27 protein-coding genes are annotated in these 24,338 nt (G+C 69.7%); 13 read left to right on the top strand and 14 right to left on the bottom strand.

What is annotated here, in order from left to right:
- The first annotated feature begins 36 nt into the window (after positions 1 to 36).
- Together ACGFZQ_RS40920 and ACGFZQ_RS40915 are read left to right on the top strand one after the other, a co-directional pair.
- Positions 37 to 558: a C39 family peptidase gene (locus ACGFZQ_RS40920; protein WP_393844685.1), complete on the top strand. Its 522-nt coding sequence runs from the start codon at positions 37 to 39 to the stop codon at positions 556 to 558.
- Positions 558 to 920: a glutamate ligase domain-containing protein gene (locus ACGFZQ_RS40915; RefSeq protein WP_393844684.1), complete on the top strand. Its 363-nt coding sequence runs from the start codon at positions 558 to 560 to the stop codon at positions 918 to 920. Before ACGFZQ_RS40920 ends, ACGFZQ_RS40915 begins: the two co-directional genes overlap by 1 nt.
- A 73-nt stretch (positions 921 to 993) precedes the next feature.
- On the opposite strand, the gene ACGFZQ_RS40910 is transcribed toward ACGFZQ_RS40915, so the two are convergent.
- The 5 genes from ACGFZQ_RS40910 to ACGFZQ_RS40890 form a co-directional block, all read right to left on the bottom strand.
- Positions 994 to 2,199: a hypothetical protein gene (locus ACGFZQ_RS40910; protein WP_393844683.1), complete on the bottom strand. Its 1,206-nt coding sequence runs from the start codon at positions 2,197 to 2,199 to the stop codon at positions 994 to 996.
- A 463-nt stretch (positions 2,200 to 2,662) separates the two neighbouring features.
- Positions 2,663 to 3,298: a hypothetical protein gene (locus ACGFZQ_RS40905; protein WP_390002902.1), complete on the bottom strand. Its 636-nt coding sequence runs from the start codon at positions 3,296 to 3,298 to the stop codon at positions 2,663 to 2,665.
- On the bottom strand, positions 3,285 to 3,698 hold the full coding sequence (locus tag ACGFZQ_RS40900; RefSeq protein WP_390002904.1) for a hypothetical protein: 414 nt from the start codon (positions 3,696 to 3,698) through the stop codon (positions 3,285 to 3,287). The genes ACGFZQ_RS40905 and ACGFZQ_RS40900 overlap by 14 nt, the downstream gene beginning before the upstream one ends.
- A gap of 917 nt (positions 3,699 to 4,615) precedes the next feature.
- On the bottom strand, positions 4,616 to 4,876 hold the full coding sequence (locus ACGFZQ_RS40895) for a hypothetical protein (protein ID WP_393844682.1): 261 nt from the start codon (positions 4,874 to 4,876) through the stop codon (positions 4,616 to 4,618).
- A complete protein-coding gene (locus ACGFZQ_RS40890; RefSeq protein ID WP_393844681.1) occupies positions 4,873 to 5,247 on the bottom strand; it encodes a hypothetical protein in 375 nt (124 codons plus the stop codon). Before ACGFZQ_RS40890 ends, ACGFZQ_RS40895 begins: the two co-directional genes overlap by 4 nt.
- A 577-nt stretch (positions 5,248 to 5,824) precedes the next feature.
- On the opposite strand from ACGFZQ_RS40890, the gene ACGFZQ_RS40885 reads away from it, so the two are divergent.
- Both ACGFZQ_RS40885 and ACGFZQ_RS40880 read left to right on the top strand, forming a co-directional pair.
- Complete coding sequence (locus ACGFZQ_RS40885) at positions 5,825 to 6,103, top strand: CopG family transcriptional regulator (RefSeq protein ID WP_079661300.1); 279 nt, start codon at positions 5,825 to 5,827, stop codon at positions 6,101 to 6,103.
- A complete protein-coding gene (locus ACGFZQ_RS40880; RefSeq protein WP_393844680.1) occupies positions 6,100 to 6,525 on the top strand; it encodes a hypothetical protein in 426 nt (141 codons plus the stop codon). Before ACGFZQ_RS40885 ends, ACGFZQ_RS40880 begins: the two co-directional genes overlap by 4 nt.
- Before the next feature lie 500 nt (positions 6,526 to 7,025).
- Here ACGFZQ_RS40880 and ACGFZQ_RS40875 read toward each other — a convergent pair whose 3' ends face one another.
- From ACGFZQ_RS40875 to ACGFZQ_RS40865, 3 genes are all read right to left on the bottom strand, one after another.
- On the bottom strand, positions 7,026 to 7,427 hold the full coding sequence (locus tag ACGFZQ_RS40875; protein ID WP_393844679.1) for a DNA-binding protein: 402 nt from the start codon (positions 7,425 to 7,427) through the stop codon (positions 7,026 to 7,028).
- Positions 7,424 to 7,672, bottom strand: coding sequence for a hypothetical protein (locus tag ACGFZQ_RS40870; RefSeq protein ID WP_393844678.1), 249 nt, complete (start codon positions 7,670 to 7,672; stop codon positions 7,424 to 7,426). The genes ACGFZQ_RS40875 and ACGFZQ_RS40870 overlap by 4 nt, the downstream gene beginning before the upstream one ends.
- Positions 7,673 to 7,771: 99 nt before the next feature.
- Positions 7,772 to 8,110, bottom strand: a complete 339-nt coding sequence (locus ACGFZQ_RS40865; RefSeq protein ID WP_393844677.1) for a hypothetical protein — start codon at positions 8,108 to 8,110, stop codon at positions 7,772 to 7,774.
- A gap of 262 nt (positions 8,111 to 8,372) precedes the next feature.
- Between ACGFZQ_RS40865 and ACGFZQ_RS40860 the strand changes: the two genes are divergently transcribed.
- From ACGFZQ_RS40860 to ACGFZQ_RS40845, 4 genes are all read left to right on the top strand, one after another.
- Entirely contained in the window at positions 8,373 to 11,183 is a 2,811-nt protein-coding gene (locus ACGFZQ_RS40860; RefSeq protein ID WP_393844676.1) for a DEAD/DEAH box helicase, read from the top strand.
- Positions 11,180 to 11,902 (top strand): SWIM zinc finger family protein, encoded by a 723-nt coding sequence (locus tag ACGFZQ_RS40855; protein WP_393844675.1) that lies wholly within the window; start codon positions 11,180 to 11,182, stop codon positions 11,900 to 11,902. Before ACGFZQ_RS40860 ends, ACGFZQ_RS40855 begins: the two co-directional genes overlap by 4 nt.
- A gap of 23 nt (positions 11,903 to 11,925) precedes the next feature.
- Positions 11,926 to 12,414, top strand: coding sequence for a hypothetical protein (locus ACGFZQ_RS40850; RefSeq protein WP_393844674.1), 489 nt, complete (start codon positions 11,926 to 11,928; stop codon positions 12,412 to 12,414).
- Positions 12,415 to 12,577: 163 nt separating this feature from the next.
- Entirely contained in the window at positions 12,578 to 13,999 is a 1,422-nt protein-coding gene (locus ACGFZQ_RS40845) for an ATP-binding protein (protein ID WP_393844673.1), read from the top strand.
- A 186-nt stretch (positions 14,000 to 14,185) separates the two neighbouring features.
- Here ACGFZQ_RS40845 and ACGFZQ_RS40840 read toward each other — a convergent pair whose 3' ends face one another.
- From ACGFZQ_RS40840 to ACGFZQ_RS40820, 5 genes are read right to left on the bottom strand one after another with little or no spacing between them, the layout of a single operon-like run.
- Positions 14,186 to 16,066, bottom strand: a complete 1,881-nt coding sequence (locus ACGFZQ_RS40840) for a copper resistance CopC/CopD family protein (protein ID WP_393844672.1) — start codon at positions 16,064 to 16,066, stop codon at positions 14,186 to 14,188.
- Positions 16,067 to 16,116: 50 nt separating this feature from the next.
- Positions 16,117 to 16,875: an SDR family NAD(P)-dependent oxidoreductase gene (locus tag ACGFZQ_RS40835; RefSeq protein ID WP_393844671.1), complete on the bottom strand. Its 759-nt coding sequence runs from the start codon at positions 16,873 to 16,875 to the stop codon at positions 16,117 to 16,119.
- Positions 16,872 to 17,345, bottom strand: coding sequence for a cupin domain-containing protein (locus ACGFZQ_RS40830; protein WP_393844776.1), 474 nt, complete (start codon positions 17,343 to 17,345; stop codon positions 16,872 to 16,874). The genes ACGFZQ_RS40835 and ACGFZQ_RS40830 overlap by 4 nt, the downstream gene beginning before the upstream one ends.
- Positions 17,332 to 17,931 (bottom strand): GNAT family N-acetyltransferase, encoded by a 600-nt coding sequence (locus ACGFZQ_RS40825; protein ID WP_393844670.1) that lies wholly within the window; start codon positions 17,929 to 17,931, stop codon positions 17,332 to 17,334. Before ACGFZQ_RS40825 ends, ACGFZQ_RS40830 begins: the two co-directional genes overlap by 14 nt.
- Positions 17,924 to 20,122 (bottom strand): penicillin acylase family protein, encoded by a 2,199-nt coding sequence (locus ACGFZQ_RS40820; protein WP_393844669.1) that lies wholly within the window; start codon positions 20,120 to 20,122, stop codon positions 17,924 to 17,926. Before ACGFZQ_RS40820 ends, ACGFZQ_RS40825 begins: the two co-directional genes overlap by 8 nt.
- A gap of 136 nt (positions 20,123 to 20,258) precedes the next feature.
- Here ACGFZQ_RS40820 and ACGFZQ_RS40815 point away from each other — a divergent pair, with 136 nt between their 5' ends.
- The 4 genes from ACGFZQ_RS40815 (at position 20,259) to ACGFZQ_RS40800 (ending at position 22,316) form a co-directional block, all read left to right on the top strand.
- Complete coding sequence (locus ACGFZQ_RS40815) at positions 20,259 to 20,903, top strand: HhH-GPD-type base excision DNA repair protein (RefSeq protein WP_393844668.1); 645 nt, start codon at positions 20,259 to 20,261, stop codon at positions 20,901 to 20,903.
- 78 nt (positions 20,904 to 20,981) lie between these two features.
- Positions 20,982 to 21,686: an HdeD family acid-resistance protein gene (locus ACGFZQ_RS40810; RefSeq protein WP_393844667.1), complete on the top strand. Its 705-nt coding sequence runs from the start codon at positions 20,982 to 20,984 to the stop codon at positions 21,684 to 21,686.
- Positions 21,687 to 21,780: 94 nt separating this feature from the next.
- Positions 21,781 to 22,122 carry a hypothetical protein gene (locus ACGFZQ_RS40805; RefSeq protein WP_393844666.1) on the top strand — a complete coding sequence of 114 codons (342 nt, stop codon included), beginning with the start codon at positions 21,781 to 21,783 and terminating at the stop codon, positions 22,120 to 22,122.
- Positions 22,123 to 22,181: 59 nt separating this feature from the next.
- Entirely contained in the window at positions 22,182 to 22,316 is a 135-nt protein-coding gene (locus ACGFZQ_RS40800) for a hypothetical protein (protein ID WP_393844665.1), read from the top strand.
- Positions 22,317 to 22,361: 45 nt separating this feature from the next.
- Here the strand turns inward: ACGFZQ_RS40800 and ACGFZQ_RS40795 are convergent, their stop codons facing one another.
- Positions 22,362 to 23,921, bottom strand: a complete 1,560-nt coding sequence (locus ACGFZQ_RS40795) for a helicase HerA-like domain-containing protein (RefSeq protein WP_393844664.1) — start codon at positions 23,919 to 23,921, stop codon at positions 22,362 to 22,364.
- A gap of 115 nt (positions 23,922 to 24,036) precedes the next feature.
- On the opposite strand from ACGFZQ_RS40795, the gene ACGFZQ_RS40790 reads away from it, so the two are divergent.
- Positions 24,037 to 24,333, top strand: a complete 297-nt coding sequence (locus ACGFZQ_RS40790; RefSeq protein ID WP_003999914.1) for a type II toxin-antitoxin system VapB family antitoxin — start codon at positions 24,037 to 24,039, stop codon at positions 24,331 to 24,333.
- Positions 24,334 to 24,338 lie beyond the last annotated feature (5 nt).

Below are 24,338 nucleotides of genomic sequence, written 5' to 3'. Positions count from 1 at the left end.
AGCCCGCCCACCGTGTCGCGCGTCCACGATGTCCCCATGTGCCGACAGCTCATCGCCCCCGCGGAATGGGATCTGCATGGAGGCTGGGCGCTCGGGGACAGGCTGGAATGGTCCAACCGGGCGTGCGGCCTCGCTTCGCTGAGAATGATCCTCCTCGCCTACGGGCGCGCGGCACCCACGGTCACAGAGCTACTGAAACTCGCGGTCAAGCACGAGGTTCTGACCCCGCGCGGGGCGCTCCACGCGGGGATCGCGAGCCTGGCCACCGACCTCGGCGTCCCGGCGACCGCAGAGCCGGTCCTGGTCGAAGACCTGACGAGGCGGCTCGACGACGCCCCGCTCATCGTCTCCGTGACCGAGCAGTTCCCCGACGACGGCCGGGCAGGCGGCCACCTCGTCATCCTTCGTGGCTACGAGGACGGCCCCGACCCGACGATCCAGTTCCGAGACCCGTCGGCCTGGGGCCAGACCCACGATCGAGTCCCCCTCAGCCGCGTATCCGCTTCCTATACCGGCCGCGCGATCACCTTCGCGCCCCTGCACAACGGAGAATCTTGATGCCCGAGACAGACGGCGACACGACCGAGGCCGCAGGCGGCCGGAGGATCGCCGTACTCGGAGAGATGCTGGAACTGGGCGACGAAGCCGTCGAAGCGCACCGCGAGGTCGGGCGCATGGCGGCCGAGAACGGCGTCGATCTCGTCGTCGCGGTCGGCGACGCTCTCGCCAAGCAACTTGCCCTCGCGGCGGGAGCGGCGGGCGTACCGGACATCGCGATGGTCGGTGACAACGCCACCGCCGCCGCTTACCTGAAGTCCATCATCCGCCCCGGTGACGTCGTTCTGGTGAAGGCGTCCCGCGGCGGTCAGCTGTGGCAAGTCGCGCAGGCACTCACAGGACAGCCTGTTACGGGGTTGTGAGTCTTCCTCAACCCCAACGCGTGGCTCAACGCCCTGCCCGTGACCTGAACGCCCCATCCACCCTTCAAAGCGGCTACGCCGCAGGCAATTCCTCGGAAGGTTCCGGTTCAGCTGACAGGCTGCCAATAGTGAGACCCAGCATAAGAGCCCCTTCGAGCGCCGCGAGGATGCTCAAGAGCTGACTCTTCTCCTCAGGCGTCCCGTAATCAGCGTGCTTCATCTTCTGCAACTGATTCCGAATGGAAACCAATGAAATAGCGATCACATCGTGGATAAAGTCGGGCCCTTGACCATCATCGTTCTCGCTAGCCTCGCGTGGCGTGATGGGGTCGCCGCCATAAACAAAGCATAGGGCTTCCGCGCGCTTGGTCGGGCGCCTTTGCCCTTGCACTTCGTGCGTCAGATCCATCCCATCCGGAAGGTTGACATCCACCCAGGCCAGAACTTCTGCAGGCTTGAAGCTTTCTCGCATGATGCGATCAAGCAACTCGATGAGAGAGTTGGCGGCCTGGGAAACGCCGTCCTCCGAGAATCGAAGAGCATCTCGCGCGCCTCGAATTTTCCTTACAAGCGGAGAATTTCTGCGCTCCACACGCTTGACCGAAGCCTCCGCCACCATGGAGCGAAAGCTGGCCACGAGGTCGTCTATGCCTTCTGGCGCCAGCGTCGCAAGATCAGATTCGTTCGCACCCGTCACTTCCATGGGAAGAGCGGCGAGGACCTTCTCCCCGAGGAAGTCGTCGAGCGACACCAGCATTTCGACGGCATTCACCGCGAGAACATTGGCTGGCTGGACACCCTTGAGCTGATTTTGTGAAGAAATCTTGACAGCGTCATTCCATGCCACAACGAAAGGAGTGAGTGCGCGCACCCCGCGTCGAACGGCCAGCGCGACCACAGCGCCATCTTGCTTCAGGGAATCAATGAAGCGCTTATACGTTGCCGCCCCCAGAAGGCGCTCAGCGAAGCTGCTGTAGTTCTGGTTCTTAAACCGCTCCACCCAGCGTTGCAGCTGCTCACCTTCGCATTCATCAACGAAGGCTTGGACCATTTCCTTCAGCCGCTCTTCCGTAACCTCCGAAAAACAGTCTTCAACCCGTTCCTGCCACGGCCGCGGGTCACTGTCGTTGGTCAGCGCCTTGCACAGCGAGACGAAAGCCTCCATCAAGAGCACGGCAGATTCACTGATACGCAGTGTCTCGAGCAGCCCAGGATCCAACGTCCGCGTGCAGGCAGCAAAGCTGGACTGGTAGACGGTGACAGGTATGGGTTCTTGCACTGTGCCTCGCCTCACTCTGACAAGTACGCGCGCTCATCAAAGAAAGTACCGATGTACGCAACGATGCGGTACGGAATTTCGGACGGAGCTGCCGACGAGAACCGGCAGGGTCTCCTGTGAGTGGACTGTACGACACGCCACTGACATCGCTGAGTAGCCGTCAGATACCCGTGCTGTGACTCGACATCGACCGGCTCAGCATCTGCTGGCGGGGCGCATCGATGCGCCGAGCAACTGGGACCGACCCGAGGACATGCCCGAAATCACGGGGTTGGAGGTGGGGAACGCAGGCATCCCGGTACTGGCAGAGCGGGCCGAGCTCGACGCAGCGAAGTTCCTCCAGCAGCTATGCGAGCTGTAGCAGCGCGTGCTTGAACACACCACGGCGTCTGGGAGATTGGCAGCGGCGCCCGCGCCATACGCCGGGCATCGCCTGCCTACGGTGAGCCCCGCCAGCCCGTGACTACGCCCTGGACCTCTTCGCCGCGGCGCGAGCCGAATTCGCGTTGGCGGCTGCGTTGAGTCGGGCCAGATGCGCGCGTTGCGAGACTTCGCCCCCGTAAGAGGACCAGCCGTACAGAGACGCAAGCAGTTCGGCTGCAACAGCTGCGGCTGCCGTCAAGCCGGCCATAGTCCTGGACATGGACGCAGGGGGCCTGGCAACCAACCGACCTCGGCTTTGCGCAGCCGTGATGGCACATTGCTCCGACCAGAGCTCGAAGACCTGAGCGAGACGGGCGAAAAAGGCGGCCGCCGCGGCCAAGCAGGCGTAGAAGGCGACGAGCCCTCCGCCGATGCGGGCAGCGATGCCCGGAGCCGGTTCATGGTCGGTCCAAGGCCAGCCCATGACCGCATAGACGACGGCCAGACCAGCCGAAGCGGAAACCCATGCAGCCACGATCAGAGATCCCAGGACGCCCTCGTAGTCATCCTCATCCTCGTCATCCTGCTCGGGCTGTCGCTTCGTCGGCGCCGGATTGCCGGACGTCTTCTTTCCGTAGGGCGGGAGAAAGACCTGCCAGAGGCCACCGTGGACGTCGCCGCCCACGAACGTGCCCGAGCCGTGGTTGTGCTGTTCCCGGTGCTCAGTGTCCGCCATCTGGCGCCCCGCCGTAGTTGAAGGCCAGGCCACCGTGGACGTCACCACCGATGAACGTTCCTGTTCCGGTGTTGTGCTGGTTCCAGACCTTCGAGGCCGCCGGAGTGGGCACCGCGAGTTCGTCCACCTCACTCATGGCGTCGTTGTGCTCGGCAAGGTATTGAGCGATGAGCTGCGCCCAGGCGGTCGCTGCGAGCGCCTGAACCTCTACAGAGGGTGAGGTGAGCTGCGCGGCGGTGTCATCCACTGCTTGGGCAGCCGCTCTCTGCTGATCCGGAGTGGCCAGGCGGAAGAAGTGCGCGACCTTCAGGCGCATCTTCTCAGCGCCCGACGTGGCTATGGCTGCGACGAGCGTGCCGGCCGCACCGGTGGCCACGGCCATTAATTCGGCGTCATACATGATCGAGATGTCTCCCCGTTCGTAGTGGCGTACCGCAGCAGAACCTACCGGGCACCACTGACACTCCGAGGGGACAATCCGCATACACAGACTCCGAGAGGGCCACGCACCCAGCCAGGCGACACCGGCTCCTGATCGGCACGTCGCTGCGGCTCGAATGCGGCGCCTGACCAGGTAGAACACCGGGGACCTTGGTCTCAGTTCTGGTCTCATTCGCCCCCGTCCGGCGCCGTTCAAGGGCGCCGCTGCCACCCTCTCCACCCCAGGTCAGAACGCCCCCGTCCCCCACCGAACCCCCAGACGAAGACTTGGAAAGCGTGTTGGGGGCAACCCCTCACGAGTTCGAATCTCGTATCCTCCGCAGCCGCCTGAACAGGCGAAACGAAGCGGCCCCGCTGATCACAGCGGGGCCGTTTCGTTGTTCACTCAAGCACCGTTGTTCTGGTTTTTGTCCACAGGGGTGTTTCCGGGACTCAGATGGCATGGGCGGGCGATAGCGGGCCCTGAACCAAAGAGCTGATCAACTCGCCATAGCGAAACTGGCTCTCTTCGTCCTGCTCGTTGTCCTGGCCTTTGTCCAGTGCATCGCCGGCCGCCGGCGTTCACCGCCGTACGCGCCCCCCTCCGAGCCGCTCCCCAAGTCCCCACGAACGCCCCCGGACGGCCGCGCGGTGTCGGCAGGACGGTCAACGGACACCGTGGCCCCGGCAAGACCTTCCTGTTGGACGTCACCATCCGCGCTGTCGGGGGTTTTCGTGCGACCGAAGCCGCCGACGCGGAGCCGCTCGACGGATCAGCAGCGCACCGACCATCCACATGCGCCCACCAACCCGTTCCATGCCGGCGTCACCCCGGAGGGTGGGACGTTCGCGCGGCCTGCCCTCCGATGTCGCACTCGGCCCGCCGACGGCCAGCCCTCAGTCCCATCGCCTCGCGAACTCGGCTCCGGCCAGCAGGTCGACGATCCGCACGATCGGATCATCGAGCCCCATGGCCACCAACACATCGGCGGGAAGGACTACGTACTTGCCCTTCTCCTTCGTGACACGGCAGGGGAAGCGGCCCGCCCTCACCAGTCCGCACGCCTTCGCTGCGTCGACCCCGAGGAGATCTGCCACCTTGCGGAGTGGCATTGGCTCGCCCAGCCACTGCGACAGTCGCCTTGCGCTCGGGTTCACTCGGCTTCCTTCTGCAGTCCGTCGAGTTCGTCGGGCTCCCCAGCGGGCACCTGCCCCGAACCCGAGGCGAGGAACGCGGCCAAGAGCCCGAGGCGGTGCAAGGTAGCGCCCATGCGTTCGCCGCTGATGCGCTCCCCCAACAGAGAGTCCACCTCACCGACGGACTGGATGTCCGACTCGTTGCGGATGGGCGAGTAGTCGTCGTCAAGGAGGCTCGCACGGTCGACAAGGCTGTGCGGATCCGTCGTACGCTCGGCCGGATCAGACCGCTCCACCGCCCAGCCGGCGGCATTGGCAGCCCGGATGACCTCATCACGGACGTCGTCGGCTTCAGCGGCCAGTGCCAGCCCGTACAACGCGCCGACGAGCATGGCTGACCTCACCTCTGCGGCATCGACGCAGAGCCTCCTTGAGACTCTCGCGGCCGACCTTCCGCAGGTAGGGGATGATGAAGTACAACGCGAGCAACTGGCCACGCTGAGCCAAGTTCGGCACGTCGCTTCGGGCATCGCGCCCCACGCACCGCCACAGCGCATCCCTCACAGCAGCACCAGCATCCCGTGCCGCCGCTTCCTTCGCCTCCGAGAGCGTGAGGTGCTCGCCGACCGAACATCTCTCCCCGGGTACATGTGGACAGACCAACTGTCCACCGAGCAGCTGCGGAACCTTTAGCTCGATCGACCTGAAGGCGTCTGCCGAAGGCAGCAGGGACATGGGCTCTCCTCCTGTCGTTCCGTCACCGGCAGGAGGCTCACCACCGCGAAGGACAACCATCCTCATCCGACGCAGCATGCGCTGATGAGAGTGAACGGCACGCGGTGGCCGAGTGAAGCGGTACGAATCGGCGCTCACGCATGGGCAGGGCTCACGGATTGGCCATCAGCCTGCTTGCCCTGCGGGTCACGGCCAGCTGGTAGGGGCATTCACACCAAGAGTATGGTGACTTGTATGGCGACCAAGAAAGTAACGGTGACGATCCCCGAAGATCTCCTGGACGAGATCCGCGCCGAGGCGGCTGAGCGGGGACTTTCGGCGTACGTCGCCGAAGCATTGCGATTCAAGCGCGATCGGGACCGGCTGCTGGAACTGGTCGACTGGCTGCAGGAAGAACACGGCGCGGTCACCGAGGACGAGCGCGCGGCAGCACTCTCGGAGCTGGAAGATCTCGACGCCGAGCACGAGCGTCGCCTCACCGCCGGAGGACACAACGCCGGAGAGGCCGCGTGACCAAGCGAGCCAGTGAGCACGGGCAGCGGCCACTGCGTGCCTTCGTACTCGACTGCGAAGCCCTGTCCCTCGCTGTGCGTGGCGACCGGAAGATGATCGCCTGGCTCGATCTCGCAGCACGAGGCGAAGCCGAAGTGGTCACGTCGCCCATGACGCTGGTGGAGGCTTACGACGGCAGGACCACCGAGCAGCGCTGGGACTGGGTGCTCTCCCGGCTCAAAGTCGCCGACATCGGGAAGGACGAGGCCCGCCAGGCCCGCCGACTCCTGTCCGATGCCAAGCTTCACGGCCACAAGTACGCGATCGACGCGGTGCTCGCCATCATCGCCCGACAGCAGAAAGGGCAGGTCACCATCTTCACATCGGACGTGGACGACCTGGAGAAGCTGGTTCCGGAACCGATCGTCGTCAAGCGAGTATGACCGGCGCCCCGGTCTCAGTTCTGGTCTCATTCGTCGCCGTCCGGCGCCGTCCACCATCCGTCCGATGGCCTACTCCACCCCAGGTCAGAACGCCCCCGTCCCTCCCCGAACGCCCAGACGAACATTTGGAAAGCGTGTTGGGGGCAACCCCTCACGAGTTCGAATCTCGTATCCTCCGCAGCCGCCTGACCTGGCGAAACGAAGAGTCGGACCACTTAATGCGGTCCGACTCTTCGGCGTCCCTTGGGTGCAGTTTCGGTTGCATTTATGAGCGACATTTAGGGCATACCGTCAAGCAGGGGAGGCGCACGCTCAATTCAGCGGTAGTCGCCGCCCTGAGCTGCCAGCAGGCGTTGCGCCCTGACAAGCTTTGATGCCGACGGCAGTCATGCCCCCCGCATCCGTCGACGCCTTATTCACCCGTCGCGGGCTGACCTGCGGCGACTCTGGTTCTCGGCGGATCCACGCGATCTATCCACGGTCTCGGGACGATGTCGCGGTCATAGCCCGATCATCCGGACCTTGCTGCCGCACAGCCGGGTCATGTCATCGACATCCGACGTGAGGATGGCGCTGGGGCCAGGCTGACGCAAGGCCGCTTCCGCGACGGTGGCGTCGATCGCGTACTTGTGTCCGTGCAGACCGGCACCCTTGAGCAGTTGTGCCGCCGCTTTGGCCGCTGCCTCCGTGACCGGCTCCACCTTGACCCGGGAGAGCGCCCACTGCAGTCGGGGCAGATTCACCCTGGAGTGGCTCACCTCCACAATGGTGTTGGCGCTGACGACAAGGTCCGCTCCCATGTCGTGGAACACCTGGAACATCGCCAGAACCTTCCGGTCCTGCGCCACCCAGGCCGACAGCCCCTCGCTGTCCAGGACGACGGTCTCAATGTGCCCGCTCACGCGGCGCTCGCGCCGCCGGCGGCCGACGTCGTACCGAAGATCCGCGCCCGCGCCTCGGCCAGCTCTTCCTCACTGAAGGCCCCGTACTCGTCTGTGTGGCTGCGCAGGTCGGCCCCCAGAAGCTGGTGCCGGATCTGTCTGGCGACCGCTTCGGCCACGTAGCCGGAGATGTTGTCCGTGATCTTCTTCAGCTCCGCCACCTGCTCGGTGGGGAGTGTCACCGTGATGCGCGTGGTGTCAGCCATAGCTGTAAGCATACTGCGGTATGCGCGCTACGTGCTCTCCGTTTCCCGCAGTCGGTTCGGCCAGCGGCAGTCGGGGCGACTGTCCGTTCGAGCGGGGGCTCAGTTGGGCACTTGTGCGACGCGCCAGTTCAGCGGGCCCAGTAGCGGTATACCTCGATCCACTGCGAGCCCTCGGGGGCGGGTTCCGGCAGCGGCAGGTTCAGAATTCCGATGTCCTGTCGGACCGCCCCCCAGGCAGCGGGCGATCACGCACCCGTCCTCGGCCAGATCGACACCGACCACGCTCACGTCGACGCCGAGAACAGTCGTGGTGAACGGCACGGCAAGGTATTCCTCGATCATCGTGAAGAAGCCGGTGAGCTGCTCATCCTCGCCGTAGGCATCGATGGTGGCCTCTTCGATCAACGCCATCAGTGCGGCCGGGTCCCAGGTGCTCATGGCCTCACCGTAGCGCCGCAGCATACGGTTGAGGACCGGTGTGTTCAGCAGCGGCATAGCCGCCGTGGCCCCGTCGCCAGCAGTCAAGCCAAGGCCCGCGGTTGCCAGCGAGTGACGTTGCCTGGTGGGGTTCGGTAGTGAGCGGGTCTGGAGAGTCCGGCAAGCGACTGGGCGGAAGAGAGTGGCACGAGTCGTCGTACGAGAGCCGAGTACGGGCGCGAGGAGCGCACCGCCGCTGGCCCGGCAGGAGACATCCGCCTTCGTGAGGGAGCTGCTCGGCGCCGGCTGGGCAGCGGTGTTCCTGCCCGGTGAGCCCGCCCGCCTTGGGCGGCTGCTGCTGTGGAAGCCGACCGGGGCAGCAGCTGGAGACAGTACGGCGCCCACCGGCCTTGAGACCGAGGCGGTGGAGCTGGTCCTGCCGCACGGCCGCTCGGTCAGGCGGCGCAGGGTCGAGGGTTACGCGCTGCCTGTCGCCGTCGCTGTCTCCGCCCTGGTCGATGCGGAGCCGACGCATCCCTCCGGCGCCGCCTGGCAGGCCGCCACTCGTTTCGCGCTGCGGATGCTCGCCGACGGCCGCCTCCACCCGGCCATCACCCCCGCCGGTTACGACACCTGGCAGGTGGGTCCCTGCACCGCCGCTCAACGCCAGACGCTGGACGCCCTGGCCGCCGCCTTCCCGCCACACGCCCACTGCCTGCCCGAGCCAGGCCCTGCGCCGGTACGGATCGCCGAACCAGCTGCGCTGGTACGCCAGTTCTGCGACGCAGTCGCCGATGATCTGGTCCGCACGCCGGCCGCGCCGCTCGCCATGGGAGCGCTGCCGTACGCCTGGCGCGAGGCCCGTGCCGTGCCCGCCTTGCGTGAATGGGCCGAGGAAACCCAGGTGGCACTCACCGCGGAGGTCCGTGTCTCCCTGCGCGTCGACGTACCCGAAGGACGCCGACGGCAGTTCCGGGCCGTCCTGCAACTGCACACCGCGGCGGACCCGGCGCTCGTCATCGAAGCCGCACGGCTGTGGAGCGAGCCGACCGAAGTGGAGCGGCTGCTCGGCCCGCGCGCCGAGACCGAGACCCTGCTCGCCCTGCGCCGCGGCGCCCGCGCCTGGCCCCCGCTGGGGAGGCTGCTCGACGATGCCGCTCCCGACCAGCTCCGGTTGACCGACGACGAAGCGTTCGAGCTCCTCGGGGACGCCACGGACGCGCTGCGCGCCGCCGGTGTCGAGGTGCACTGGCCGCGCGAACTGGTCAAGGCACTCACCGCGACCGCGGAGATCGGGCAGCGCACCGCCCCCGGTTCCACCGTGGCCGGCCTGCTGGACACCGAGGCCCTCCTCGACTTCCGCTGGCAGGTCTCCCTTGGCGGCGAGCCGCTCACCGAGGCCGAGATGGATGCCCTCGCAGAGTCACGCCGTCCCCTCGTCCGGCTTCGCGACCAGTGGGTGGTCGCCGACCCGAGGCTGGTGGCCCGCGCCAAGCGCCGCCGGATGGAACCGCTCACCCCCATGGCGGCGTTGAGCGCCGCGCTGACCGGCGAGGCCGAGCTGGACGGTGACCACCGGGTCCCCTGTGCGGCAGTCGGTGCGCTCGGCGACTTGGTCGCTCGTGTCCGCGACCCCGAGTCCCGCACCCCCGTGCCCCAGCCCGCCGCTCTCAAGGCCACGTTGCGCGAGTACCAGAAGCGGGGCCTGGCCTGGCTGGCCGAGATGTGCGCACTCGGCCTCGGCGGCTGTCTCGCCGACGACATGGGCCTGGGCAAGACCATCACCTTGCTCGCTCTGCACCTGCACCGCCAGAGCGACCCCACCACCGCGGGCCCCACCCTTGTCGTCTGCCCGGCCTCCCTGCTCGGCAACTGGCAGCGCGAGGCCGCCAGATTCGCACCGCTCACCCCCGTACGCCGTTTCCACGGTGGCGACCGCCACCTCAAGGACCTGGCCTGCGACGAGATCGTCCTGGTCACCTACGGGGTGCTGCGCCGCGACCGCGAAGTGCTTGCCGAGACAGCCTGGTCGCTGGTGGCCGCCGACGAGGCCCAGCATGTCAAGAACCCCTACGCCGTCACCGCCCGCGAGCTTCGCGCCCTGCCCGCCCGCGCCCGCGTCGCTCTCACCGGCACACCCGTGGAGAACAACCTCTCCGAGCTGTGGGCCCTGCTCGACTGGACCACCCCCGGGCTCCTCGGCACGCTCACCGCCTTCCGTGACCGGCATGCCCGCGCCATCGAGGCGGGCGAAGATCCCGAGGCAGCCGAGCGCCTGTCCCGTCTTGTACGTCCCTTCCTGCTGCGCCGCAAGAAGTCCGACCCCGGCATCGCGCCCGAACTGCCGCCCAAGACCGAGACCGACCACGTCGTCCCGCTGACGGCCGAGCAGACCAGCCTGTACGAGGCACAGGTCCGCGAGACCATGGCGAAGATCGCGGAGTCGGAGGGCATCGCCCGACGCGGTCTGGTGCTCAAGCTGCTCACCGCGCTGAAGCAGATCTGCAACCATCCCGCCCAGTATCTGAAAGAGCACAGCCTGTGCCAGTCCACTCCCCTGCGTGGCCGCTCCGGCAAGCTCGACCTGCTCGACGAGCTTCTCGACACCATCACCGCCGAAGGCGAATCCGTGCTGGTCTTCACGCAGTACAAACAGATGGCGGCTCTGCTGGAGAAGCATCTCGCCGAGCGCGGCGTCCCCACACTCTTCCTGCACGGTGCCACCCCCGTCGCGCGGCGCGAGGCGATGGTGGACCGCTTCCAGCGCGGTGAAGTGCCGGTGTTCCTGCTGTCGTTGAAGGCGGCGGGCACCGGACTCAACCTCACCCGCGCCACTCACGTCGTGCACTACGACCGCTGGTGGAACCCGGCCGTCGAGGACCAGGCCACCGACCGCGCCTACCGCATCGGCCAGGACAAACCCGTCCAGGTGCACAAGCTCCTCGCGGAAGGAACCGTGGAGGACAAGGTGGCGAAGCTGCTCGAAGCCAAGCGCGCCCTCGCCGACGCCGTCGTCGGCTCCGGCGAGGCAGCCCTGACCGAACTGTCCGACGCCGACCTCGCCGAACTCGTCGCCCTGGGAAGCCAGTCATGAGCCCCGCTGTCCCCGGCCCGCGCCGTGCGCCCGCCCGCGGCAAGCGAGCCTTCGCCGCGACCTGGTGGGGCCAGGCATGGGTGGCCGCCCTGGAGGACTCCACCCTGGACGCCGGACGGCTCTCGCGCGGACGCACCTACGCCCGCAAAGGCATGGTCGGACCGGTCACCGTCGCTCCGGGCAAGGTCAACGCCGCTGTCCAGGGCAGCCGCCCGCGCCCGTACCGTTCCTCGGTCCACCTGCCCGTCCTCACCGGCCCTCAGTGGGACACCCTGATCGACACGATCGCGGCCCGCGCCGGGCATCTCGCAGCACTTCTCGACGCCGAGATGCCCGCCGGACTCGTCGACGACGCCCGGAACGCGGGCGTCCCACTGCTCCCACTGCCCACCGAGCTCGATCCGGAGTGCTCCTGCCCCGACTGGGGATACCCCTGCAAGCACGCCGCCGCGCTCTGCTACGCCATCGCCGCCACCATCGACACCGACCCGTTCGTGCTCTTCGCACTGCGCGGCCGCGGTCGCGAGGAGGTCCTCGCCCAGCTGCGCGCACTCCGTACGGCGGCACAGGAGTCCGCCGCCCCACCGGCACCGGTCGGCACGCCGGCCGCCGCCGCGTACGCCCACTGGGCCGAAGAGCCCCCCGAACTGCCCGAACTCCCGGAACCCGCCGCCCACACCACAGCCCTGCCCGTCCCCCCGCCACCGGCACCGGCCTGACCGCCGCGGACCTGGAACGCCTCATGGCCGACGCCACCGCGCGCGCCGCCCGGCTCCTCGCGGGCGACACCGCCGACCTGCACCTGACCCAGCACCAGGACGCCGTCCGCATCGCCGCGAGCAACCCCGGACCCGAGTGGTTCCACCACCTGATCCAGAACACCGGCACCAACCCCACTGCCTTCGCACGCCTCACCCGCGCCTGGCGCCACGGCGGCCCCACGGGCATCACCGTCGCCGAACAGCCCTACACCCCCGACCCGACGGTGATGAAGGCCACCCGCACCGCTCTGCACACGGCCCTCGCCGAGATGACCGACTCCCCAACCCACCTCAGAGCCTGGCGCAACCGCCTCACCCTCCCCCACCACGGCATCCAGCTGCGCCTGGGCCCCGACGCCCGCTGGTACCCCTACCTACAGGACGACGACGGCGAATGGTGGCCCGCGGCACCAGCCGACAGTGACCCGGTCACCGCGCTCACCGCGGCCTGGTCGCAGAACGGGGAGTAAGGAGGCGATTCCCCGCTGACCAGGAACCACGAGCAGAAGCTGGACACACTCACGCTGCTTCACTTCCCTAACGGTGGCGGCCGCTCCGCGACAGCGAACTCATGAGAATGGTAGCGATGTGGATAGTATCTCTATCGACACTATCTCTTGCCGGAGGCTTGCTGTGCGTCGATTCATCGGGCGGGACCGTGAGCTGAACGTGCTCGGCAACGCCTTGCAGGCTGTCCGCGATGCCGTCGGGTCGGCGAATCCGGGGCAGTGCGTCCTCATGCGAGGAAGGCGGCGCGTCGGCAAGTCCAGCCTCGTCGAGGAATTTCTCCGGCGCACCCGGACGCCGAACCTTTTCTTCACCGCGGCGGGCGGCACGGCTCAGGACGAACTGGCGGAGTTGCTGGACGCCGTCGCCAGATCCACCCTCCCGGAGCGGGGACTGTTCACGGCGGAGGCCCCGGCGCAGTGGAACGCGGCGTTCAGGCTGCTTGCCGAGATCCTGCCCGACGACAGCCCGAGCGTGATCGTCATCGACGAGGTTCCGTATCTCATGGACCGCATCGACGCCTTCGAGGGCATGCTCCAGCGGGCGTGGGACCGGCTGCTCTGCCGTAAACCCGTACTGCTCCTCCTGGTCGGATCCGACCTGTCGATGATGGAGGCGCTGAACAGCTACGACCGCCCCTTCCATCAGCGGGGCCGGGAAATGGTCGTGGGACCGCTGAACCCTGCCGACATCGGCGAGATGCTCGGTCTTGAGCCGGCAGCCGCCTTCGACGCCGCCCTGGTCACGGGCGGTCTGCCGCTCATCTGTGCGGAGTGGCGGCCAGGGGCGGTTGTCTGGGAGTTCCTCCGTGACTCGTTGGACAACCCGATCTCGGCGCTCCTGGTCTCGGCAGAGCGCTCACTGGCCGCCGAGTTTCCGCCGCAGGCGATGAGCAGGGAGGTCCTGCGGGCCATCGGAAGCGGGGAGAGGACCTTCACCAACATCGCGCGCGCCGCCGGCGGTATCGCCCACACCACTCTCACCAGGGCCACTGAGGTTCTGACCGAGAAACGAGTCGTGGCCGCCGAGCTGCCGCTCTCACTGCGGCCCTCGAAGGAACGCCGCTACCGAGTGGCCGACCCGTACCTGCGGTTCTGGCTCGCGTTTCTGGACCCGCACATGGCGGAGATCGAGCGGATGCGCGGAGATCTCACGCTGAGCCGGATCAAGGAGCAGTGGACGAGTTGGCGGGGCCGCGCGATCGAGCCTCTCGTCCGGGAATCACTCGCCCGTCTTCTCCCGGACGGGCTCCTGCCCACCACCCCGGCGATCGGCGGGTACTGGACCCGCAGCAACGACGTCGAAATCGACCTCGTGGGCGCCGACCGTCAGCCGGTGGCCAAGCAGTTGCTCTTCCTCGGCTCTGTCAAGTGGCTGGAGAATTCCGCGTTCGACAGCCACGACCTTGCCTCGCTCCAGAAGCATCGGGCGGCGGTCACCGACGAGCCGGTACCGCTCGTAGCGGTCTCGCGCAACGGGACCAGCTGTTCCGGGCTCGACGCGACGTACGGACCCGAGGAACTGCTCGGCGCCTGGCGAAGGGCGTGAGCAACGGCTGAGCTCATTCGGTTGCAGCTCTGGTGGCGTTCACCTCCGTCCGGCGTGGTCCGGAGGAAGCCGGCCCGAGTGCCCCGCCGCGGCTCAGAACGGACCGGGCCCACCCTCTCCGGGCACGACGTCGCCTGCGCTCCTTCGCGCCGTTGTCGCGGTCTCTCGCCGCGTTCCGGCCCCCAACTACCCGGTGATCCGTATCTTCTTCGCCACCGTCACCTGGTCCAGGTCGGACACCCGTACCGTCAGGTTCATCGTCCACTCGCCCGCGATCGGGAGGTTGACGGAGTTGGTGGCCCAGTAGCCGCCCCGGTCGGTGAGGTTGGCCGGGAGGGGGCCGATCTTCTGGGCGGTGAGGGTGAAGGAGAGGCGGAGTTCGGGCACGGCGGAGATGCCGTTGTCGGGGCCGAAGACGACCGCCTGCACGGAGTTGTCGCCGACCCGGCCGGGGTCCAGGGTGATCTGTACCTTGCCGTGGCCGTTCGGGGTACCGACGTCGAAGGGGACCATGGCGACGGAGGTCGTCGGGATGCCGCCGGCCGTGCCCGTGCCCGCCGCGGCGGCCTCGGCGGCCGCGCGGCCGGGCAGGGTGCCGGTCAGGATCGTGGTGATGACCAGGACGGCGACGCCGATGGCGACTTCGGCGCCGACCGAGCGGCGCAGCGCCCGGTGGTCCGGCGTGGGGGCCGGCTCCTCCGAGGTCGGTGGCGTCTCCGGGGGCGGCGCGCCGACCGTCTGCGGGACGCGCTCGCGGGCCGTCGCCCCGGCCGCGGCCGGGGCGCCCGCCAGCTTCGCCGTCCAGCGGCGGGACTGGGAGGCCGCCGCCAGCAACAGGGTCACGGCGATGAGTTTGACGAGCAGGAGACGGCCGTACGTCGTGTCGGTGAGCGCCTGCCAGGAGCCCAGCCCGCGCCAGGACTGGTACACGCCGGTGACCACGAGGACCGTCACCGAGGCGAAGGCCACCCGGGAGAAACGGGCGACGACGACGGCGGGGAGGGGCGTGGCGGTGGCCCGGTGGAGGGTGATGAGGAGGGCCGTGAGGCCGCCCAGCCACAGCGCCATCGCGAGGAGGTGCAGGACCGAGGACGTGATCGCCAGGGGTACCTGGATGCCGGCCGAGGCGTGCTCCGCCGTCGCCCAGGTCAGGGTCAGGGCGACGGCGAGGGCGGCGGCGGTGCCGAGGAACGGGCGGGACGACGGGCGGAGCCGGTGCTCGCGCTTGCGGAGGAGGAAGACGTACAGGCCTGCCGTGATCGCCAGGAGGGCGACCCTGGCCAGCAGGATCAGGCCCGGGCGGCCCGTCGCGGTCCTGGCGAGCGCGGAGAGGTCGAAGGCCGTCGCCGGGGAGGTGCCCTCCTCGTAGGGGGAGCGGAGGACGAAGAGGAAGAGGGTGGCGGCCAGCAGGGCCCACCAGGCCGTCCGGATCGGTTTGCGGAGCGGGGCCGGGTCCGGCGGGCGGCACAGGGCTATGAACGCCACGGTGCCTATCAGCAGCGCCACGGCGAGGTACGCGACATAGCGGCCGATGTTGTAGAGGCTGCCGGTGGCCGGGTTCTCGACCGGGCCGGTGGGGACGGCCGCCGTGGTCGCCGACGGTTTGCCCACGGAGAAGGTGAGGGCACCGGAGACGGGGTGGCTGTCCGCCGACACGACCCGCCACGCCACGGTGAACGTGCCGGTGCCGAGCTTCTTCGGGAAGGTGATCCGGGCGGTGTCCGAGCCGGCGGGGCCGTGCTCGGGGTCGCCGGTGTCCACCCGGTGGTTGGTGGGGTCGTACACCCGGAACGAGTCGTCGAGCAGGCCGACGGACTCGGTGAAGGTCAGGGTGACGGACCCGGGCGACGACTTCAGTACGGCGCCGTCGGCGGGGTCGCTGCCGCGCAGGGCCGCGTGCGCGGAGGCGGGGGCTGCCGACGCGAGGAAGAGGGCGGTGAGGAGGGTGCCGAGAAGGACGACGGTGCGCAACGCTCCGCGTGGGGCTGCCCTGTGGAGGGGTGTCGTGCACCGCCGGCCGTGTTCTTCGCTCACGTCACCGTCCTGAGTTCGGAAGCAGGCGTTCATGGGTCATACGGATGGGGGGCGTGCAGCACTCATTGTGCTGAAGGGCGCCGTCACCACGTCGGCCGGGCGGACACACCTCCGTCCACCACCAGGTCGTGGCCGGTGATCCACGACGCCAGCGGGGACGCCAGGAAGACCACCGCGTCCGCCACGTCCTCCGGGCGGCCCAACCGGCCCGTCGGTACGGCCTCCTGCCATCTCCGCACCCCCTCCGGCCAGGCGTCCGCCAGGCCCTCCCGGTCGATCAGGCCCGGGGAGACCGTGTTGACGCGGACACCGAGGCGGCCGTACTCCAGGGCCGCCGCTCGCGCGTGCATCACCACCGCCGCCTTCGCCGTGCTGTAGTGCGCGTGGCCGGGGGCCGGGTGGGTCGCCTCGATGGAGGCGATGTGGGTGATCGTGCCGCCCTCGGGCTGGGTACGCATGATGTCGGCGGCGGCCTGGGTGCAGGCGAAGACGCTGCCGAGGTCGGTGTCGACGACCGCACGCCAGTCGGCCGCGGTCATGCCGGGCAGGGGCTGTACGGGTTGTACGGCCGCGTTGTTGACGAGCGCGGTCAGCCGGCCGCCGCCCCAGTCCGCGGCCTCCTGGACGATCCGGTGGCAGGTCGCCTCGTCGGTCAGGTCGCCCTGCACGACGACCGCTCGGTCGCCGATGGCCGAGGCGACCTCGTGCGCGGCCGTCACCGCCGTACGGCAGTGCACGGCCACCGCCGCGCCCTCCTCCGCGAGGCGCAGCGCGACGGCCCGGCCGATGCCGCCGCTCGCACCCGTGACCAGGGCGATCTGTCCGTCCAGTAGAGGGGTCATGGACGGCAGAGTCCCGTGATACGGGCGGCTTCGGAGGGGTAACGCGCCGTGAGGCGGGCCGCGTTCCCGTGTTCGTACCCCTCGAAGGTGAATCCGGGGGCCATGGTGCAGCCGAACAGGGTCCAGGCGCCGGGCGGTGCCACCCGGGCGCCCATCCAGGTGCCGGCCGGGACGGTGAGCTGGATCTGCTGGCCGCCAAGGAGGTCCGGGCCGAGGACGGGGGTGCGGGTGGTGCCGTCGGGGGCGAGGAGCAGGAGGTTCAGGGGGTCGCCCAGGTAGTGGTGCCAGATCTCGTCGGTGGGGAGGCGGTGCAGGGCCGAGAAGTCGTCGGCGGTGAGGAGGACGACGATCGCGGTGCCCTCGGGGCGGCCGTCGGCCCGTTCGGGACCGGCCCAGGTCTGCCGGAACAGGCCGCCCTCGCGGGGGATCGGCTCCAGGTCGTAGTGGGCGATCAGGTCATCGGGGGTCAGCATCCGGGAAGGCTACCGCCCGGGGGAGAAATGCCAGTTGAGCGTGCTTTTCGGGCAGATGGACGTCGGGGAGGTCGATCTCGGGGAGTACGACGGCCGGGCCGGGCGTGAAGCCCTGGCGGACGAATCGGGCTATCGCCTTCTCGTTGCGGACGTCCGGGTCGACGACGATGCGGTGGCGGTCGAGGGTGCGCAGGGCGAACTCCGTGAAGGCGGAGAGGAGGGCGTCCGTCCAGCCGGCGCGGGGGCCCTGCGGTCCGGCCGGGGCGATGAGGACGTGGATGCCGATGTCGCCGGGGCGGACGTCGTAGCACTCGCTCACGCGGTCGGCCTCCGGCTCGTACGTCTGGAGGAGCGCGACCGGGGTGTCGTCCTTCCCGGCGAGACGGGCGAGGTAGGCGTGGTGGGTGTCGAGGGTGGCCATATGGGCGTAGATCTCGGCGACCTGGGCCCGGGTGAGGCCGGTCATGCCCCAGAAGGCGGCGCGTTCCTCGCTGACCCAGGTGTGGACGACGTCCGCGTCCCGCTCGGGGTCGAGGGGGCGGAGGCGGACGGTGCCGAAGCCGTCGACGGTGTGTTCAGACATCGGTTTCCTCTACGAGTTCCAGTCGGTCCCAGTCGGTGCTGACCGGGGCCAGCTCGCCCTTGAGCCACAAGGCGAGTTGGTCGGTGTGGTGCGGTGCGCCGGGGACGCCGTCCGCGCCGAGCGGCACCACCCAGAGGCTGTTGTCGCGGTCCGCCAGGTCCCACACGTACCGGGCGGCCGGGCCGCGCGCGGAGAGGTCGGTGAGACCCGGGACGGCGGAGGTGCACAGCACGCAGTCGTGGTCGCCGGACAGGGCCGGTCCGTCGTACGACGGGTCGGGCAGCGCCTGCCAGGGGGCGAGGCGGTGGGTGTCGCCCCAGGTGCCGGTACCGGTACCGGCGGGTCCGCCGGCGGCGACCTCCTCGACGGCCATACGGACGACGGCGGGACGGTCGACGCCGTACAGCTCCTCCGCCCTCAGGAGGTGCTCCAGGGCGAAGGCGATACGGGGGGTGAGGGCCAGCCAGGGGAGCAGGGCCTCGGGGTGGGCGGGGGGTTCGGCGAGGGCGGCGAAGGCGGGGTGGGCGGCGAGGTGTCGTACGACCGCGGTGCGTACGGCCGCGTAGGCGGCGGCGCCGGTGCTGTCGGCGTCCATCCGGCGGTCCCAGGCGAGGAGCCGGCCGCGGAGTTCGGCGGCCCCGGGGGTGAGGTCGTCGAGGGCGGCCAGGTGGTCGAGGAGGGGCGCGGCGGAGGCGAGGTGGGTGTCGGTGTGGATCGCGGGCAGGTCGGCGGCGGACCAGGTGCGGCGCTCGTCGAGGAGGGTGCGGATGCGGTCGGCGCGGTGGGGCGGGGCGAACTCGACGCCGAGGGGGGTGGCCGGGCCGCGCTGGTTGGCCATCACGGCGACGCCGTCGGTGAGGTCGCCGTACGGCATCTCGTGCCAGCCCTGCCAGGCGTGGCCGGGGAGCCAGGCGGGGGCGAGGCGGGTGCGGTTGGTGCGGGAGCGGATGGGGACGCGGCCGGCGACGCGGTGCAGGGTGCCTCCGGCGGTGTCGGCGGCGTGGACTACGTTGACGGGCTCGGTCCAGGCGTCGAAGGCGCGGTCGACGTCGGTGACGTGGCGGGCCCGGAGGAGGGGGAGGAGGGCGCTGAAGCCGAGGTCTTCGGTGACGCGGGGCGGGTAGCGGAGCGCCAACGCCTCGGCTCCGCCATCGGCGTGTGTCTTCCCACCCGCACCATCCGTGCGAGTTTCGTGGTCAGGTGCGGGTGGCCCCTGCGGGGGCTGAGCGCCGTCGGCGGCTGCCGGGTCGGGGGCCGGGTGGGGTTGGTCGGTTGTGGTCGCTGTGATCAGCGGGCCCCGTTCGGTCTCGAGCACCTCGATGCGCAGCGGTGGGTTCCCTGCCACCTCCACCGTCTCCGTGTGCCGTTCGGCCCGATGCCAGGTGCCGTCCGGGTTCAGGGCCTCCACGCCCCGCTCCGTGCGCCGCAGGCGCTCCCGGTAGAGGTCCTGGTAGTCGGCCATCGCGTTGGTGATGGACCAGGCGACCGTGCCCGTGTGGGCGAAGTGGGCGATGCCGGGGACGCCCGGGACGGCCAGGCCGATCACGTCGAACTCCGGGCAGGAGAGGCGGATCTGCTGGTAGACGCCGGGCGCCTCGATGAAGCGGTGCGGGTCGCCGGCGAGCAGTGCCCGGCCGGTGGTGGTGCGGGAGCCCGCGAGCAGCCAGCCGTTGCTGCCGGAGGTGCCCGGGCCGTCCGTGGCGAACAAGGCGACCGCGTCCTCCCCCAGGTGCCGTATCGCCTCCTCGCGCCACAGCTTGGCCGGGAAGCCGGCGAACAGGATGTGGGTGGCCAGCCAGACGCCCAGGGGGTGCCAGGGCTCCCAGACGCCGGGGGTAAGGCCGGTGCGGGCGAACTCGGGCGTGCGGGCCGCTCCGGCCGCCAGGCCCTCGTTCACCCCGGCCACGTACGCGCGTACCCACTCCGCCGTCTCCGGGTCCCGTCTCTCCAGCGCCTCGAAGCAGCGTCTCGCGGTGTCCGCCAGGCGGGCCCGGCGGGCGAACACGTCCCAGGCGACGGCCGAGGGACCGAGGAAGGACGCCGACGTGCCCTGCGCCCGGTGCCGTTCGACCTCCAGTTGCCAGGCCCGGTCGTGGGCCGTGACCCGGCCCTGCGCACGGGCGAGTTCGCGGGCGTCGGCCGCCCTCAGGTGCGGGATGCCCCAGGCGTCTCGGTACGTCGTGATGGTCACTCTGCGACACCTCTTGTCTAAGGTTAGGCTTGCCTAAGCTGAATCGTGGAGGAATCGTACGTGAGGGGTGCGGGAGCATCGGAGGCCGGGCCGCCGCGGGCGCGCGCGGCGGGTCCGGGCACGGGATCATCGAGCCATGGACGCCAACGCCAAGGCCAAGCCCGCCACCGAAACCGACACCGGGGCCAACGCCACGACTCTGCACCTCGCCCAGGACCCCGCGGCCGACGAACTCCTCAGCCGCAGCAGGCTCGCCGCGCTCACCGGCATGCTGCTCGACCAGCAGGTCCCGATGGAGTGGGCGTTCAAGGGGCCGGCGACCATCGCACAGCGGATGGGGACGGACGACCTGGACGCGCACGAGATCGCCGCCCAGGGCCCCGAAGCCTTCGCCGCGTTGCTCTCCGAGAAGCCGGCGGTGCACCGCTACCCCGGCTCCATGGCCAAGAGGATCCAGCAGCTGTGTCAGTACCTCGTCGAGCACTACGACGGTGACGCCGAGGGCATCTGGCGCGACGTCGACAGCGGGGCGGAGCTGCTGAAGCGGCTCCAGGAACTGCCCGGGTTCGGCAAGCAGAAGGCGCAGATCTTCCTGGCGCTGCTGGGCAAGCAGCTGGGAGTACGGCCGAAGGGGTGGCGGGAGGCGGCGGGGACGTACGGGGAGGCGGAGTCCTTCCGGTCCGTGGCCGATATCACGGGGCCCGAGTCACTGGCGAAGGTACGCGCGCACAAACAGGAGATGAAGGCGGCGGCGAAGGCGGCGAAGGCCGGGGAGAAGTAGCCGGGGCGGTCCGGGTTTCGTCACCCGTTCGGCCGCTCCCTGATGGCAGGGGTGCTCCCGTCGGTTTCAGCTGGAGGCATGAGCGAGCCTCCCAGCACCGGCCCCGCCGACGACGACCGCACGGCTCACACCGCCCCGGCCTCGGCCTCAGTCCCGGCGTCCGCCTCCGCCCCAGTCTCCGCGCCCGCGCCCGCCTACCGGCATGAGCCCGAACCGCCCTTCGAGGGGCCCCTGCACGCCCTCTCGAAGGCCGCCTGGCAGACCGTGCTGCTCACCGGGATCGCCTCCCTGATCCTGGGCGTCCTGGTCCTCGTCTGGCCGGGCGCCTCACTGCTCGCCGCCGGTGTGCTCTTCGGTGTCTACCTGCTGATCAGCGGCATCTTCCAGCTGGTCGCCGCGTTCGGCACGCACAAGACGACCTCGCTGCGGGTGCTGGCCTTCATCAGCGGCGCGCTGTCGATCCTGCTGGGCCTGTTCTGCTTCCGCGGCCCGCTGGAGTCGATCCTGCTGCTCGCCCTGTGGATCGGGATCGGCTGGCTGATCCGCGGCATCACCCAGACGATCGCCGCCGTGCACGACCCCGGGATGCCCGCCCGCGGCTGGATGGTCTTCCTCGGCATCGTCACCTTCATCGCCGGCATCGTGCTGATCGTCTCGCCGTTCGAGTCGGTCGCCGTACTGACCCTGGTCGCCGGCATCTGGCTGGTCGTCGTCGGCATCGTCGAGATCATCTCCGCGTTCGGCATCCGCAGCCGGGCCAAGCACATCCCGCGGGCAGTGTGAACGGCGTCAACCTCGCGCCCCGCCGGTACGCCGAGCGAGCGGATCTCGCGCCCGGCGCGATGAACACCGTCCGCCGCGTGGGGAGATGACCGCCATGAGCAGCGGCTCCCGCTCCGGCCGCCCGCAGCCAGGACACGCCTGGCTGCGGGCGCTCGCGCTGCTGCTCGCCCTGCTGCTGGCCGGCGCCCCGACGGCGGCCGGGGCCCTCGCGGCGACCGCTCCGGCCGCCTCCGCCGAGACCGCCGAGTACGACGTCCTCGACACTCCGCTACGGCTCCCCGCCCGCGCCGTCCACCGCGCCGACGTGCCCCAGCGCCCCGCGCCGCTCCCGGACGCGGCGCCCGCCGACCCGCCCGACCACCACCGCCCGTGCCCGACGGCACCGCGGCCGCCGTACGCCACGCCCCTGCTGCGCACCGTGGTCCTGCGCTGCTGACCGACCGACAGGTCCCACAACTCCCCCAGGTCAGCCGGCACTACGCAAGGAACACAGCCATGTCCACAGACCCGTACGCGGTCCTGCGCGCCCTGCTGCGCGCGGAGGCCGTTCGCAGCGCGCCGAAGCCGGAGACGGCGGCGAAGGTGGCGGAGCCGCCGATGCCGCGGCCGCAGGAGCAGAAACACGGTTGACGTCGTGCGCCGGGCGGCCCGTGCGGGGCGCCCGGTGCACCCGGATCACCTGCGCCGGCGCGCCGTACCGAACAGCGACCGGGTGATCTCGCGGCCGAGCTGGGTGCCCACGGAACGGGCGAGGGACCTGAACATCCCGCTGCTCACGACTTGTTCGACGAGCGAGGGTTCCTCTTCGGGCGAGGATTTCCCCGCACGGGTCGCGGCCTTCGGCCCGGCGGCCGGGGTCCGCCGCAGCTTCTCGTACGCCGACTCCCGGTCCACAGCCTGTGCATAACGTCCGTGGAGGGCGGACGTCCGTACCGCCTCGTCGAGTTCCGCCGCGTCGACCGGCCCCATCAGGGACTCGGGGGCCCGCAGCCGGGTCGCCGCGACCGGCGTCGGGGCGCCCCTCTCGCTGAGCACGGTGACCACGGCCTCACCGGTGCCGAGACCGGTGAGCAGCTCTTCGAGGTCGTACGACGACTTCGGGAAGGTCTGGACGGTCGCCCGCAGCGCCTTCTGGTCCTCGGGGGTGAAGGCACGGAGCGCGTGCTGGACGCGGTTGCCGAGCTGGGCCAGGACGTCGGACGGTACGTCCTTGGGGGTCTGCGTGACGAAGAAGACGCCGACCCCTTTCGAGCGAATCAGGCGCACGGTCTGGGTGATCGATTCCAGGAACGCCTTCGAGGCGTCGTTGAACAGCAGGTGCGCCTCGTCGAAGAAGAAGACCAGCTTCGGCTTGTCGGCGTCGCCGATCTCGGGGAGGTCGTGGAAGAGGTCGGCCAGCAGCCACATCAGGAAGGTCGAGAAGAGGAGCGGCTTGTCCTGTACGGCGGGGAGTTCCAGGACCGAGACGACGCCCCGGCCGTCCGGTGCCGTCCGGAGGAGGTCGGCCGTGTCGAACTCCGGCTCGCCGAAGAAGTCGGCCATGCCCTGCGCCTCGAAGGCGGTCAGCGACCGCAGGATCACCCCGGCCGTGGCCGTGGACAGCCCTCCGATGTCCTTCAGTTCGGGCCTGCCCTCGTCGGAGGTGAGGAAGGCGACCACCGCACGCAGGTCCTTGAGGTCGATCAGCTCCAGCCCCTTGGTGTCGGCGTAGTGGAAGATCAGGCCGAGGGACTGTTCCTGGGTCTGGTTCAGCTGGAGCACCTTCGCCAGCAGGACCGGGCCGAAGCTGGTGATCGTGGCGCGGACCGGGATGCCGTGGCCGAGGCCGCCGAGCGCGAGGAACTCGGTGGGGAAGCCGGTCGCCGCCCACTGCTGCCCCACCTCCCCCGCCCGGCCCAGGACCCTCTCATCGCGCTGCCCGGGCCGGGCGATGCCCGACAGATCGCCCTTGACGTCGGCCAGGAACACCGGGACGCCCTGCGCCGAGAGCTGCTCGGCGATCAGCTGGAGCGTCTTGGTCTTGCCGGTGCCGGTGGCGCCGGCGACCAGGCCGTGCCGGTTGAGCACGGGGAGCGGGATACGGATCGGCGCGTCGGGACGGCACCGCCCGTCCCAGAGGAGGGCGCCGAGGTCCAGCGCCTCACCGGTGAAGGCGTACCCGGAGGCGATCGCGGCGGCGGCCGGAGGCAGCGGCGGGAGCGGGTCACCTGTTCCGGCGGCTTCACCGGCACTCATCATCGGACCCCCTGTTCCCTTTTTGCCTTTTTGATGACCTTTACGGTGGCTTTTCCAGCGTCGCACTCGGTCGCCATGGCTGCGCCCGGAACGTCAGGACCGGTAGGCTTTCCGTGTGATCTTCAAGCGCATCGGAAACGGCCGGCCGTACCCCGACCACGGCCGGGAGAGCACCCGGCAGTGGGCGGACGTCGCGCCGCGCCCGGTCCGCCTCGATCAGCTCGTGACGACCAAGGGGCAGCTCGACCTGGAGACCCTCCTCGCCGAGGACTCGACGTTCTACGGCGACCTCTTCGCGCATGTCGTGAAGTGGCAGGGCGACCTGTACCTGGAGGACGGGCTGCACCGCGCGGTCCGCGCCGCCCTCCAGCAGCGCCAGGTGCTGCACGCGCGCGTGCTCGAACTGGACTGACCCGG

Source organism: Streptomyces sp. NPDC048254 (assembly GCF_043201895.1).
In the GTDB taxonomy this organism is placed as follows: Bacteria; Actinomycetota; Actinomycetes; order Streptomycetales; family Streptomycetaceae; genus Streptomyces.
Note: the sequence above shows the minus strand (reverse complement) of the source record. Positions and strands in the feature narration are given on the sequence as shown.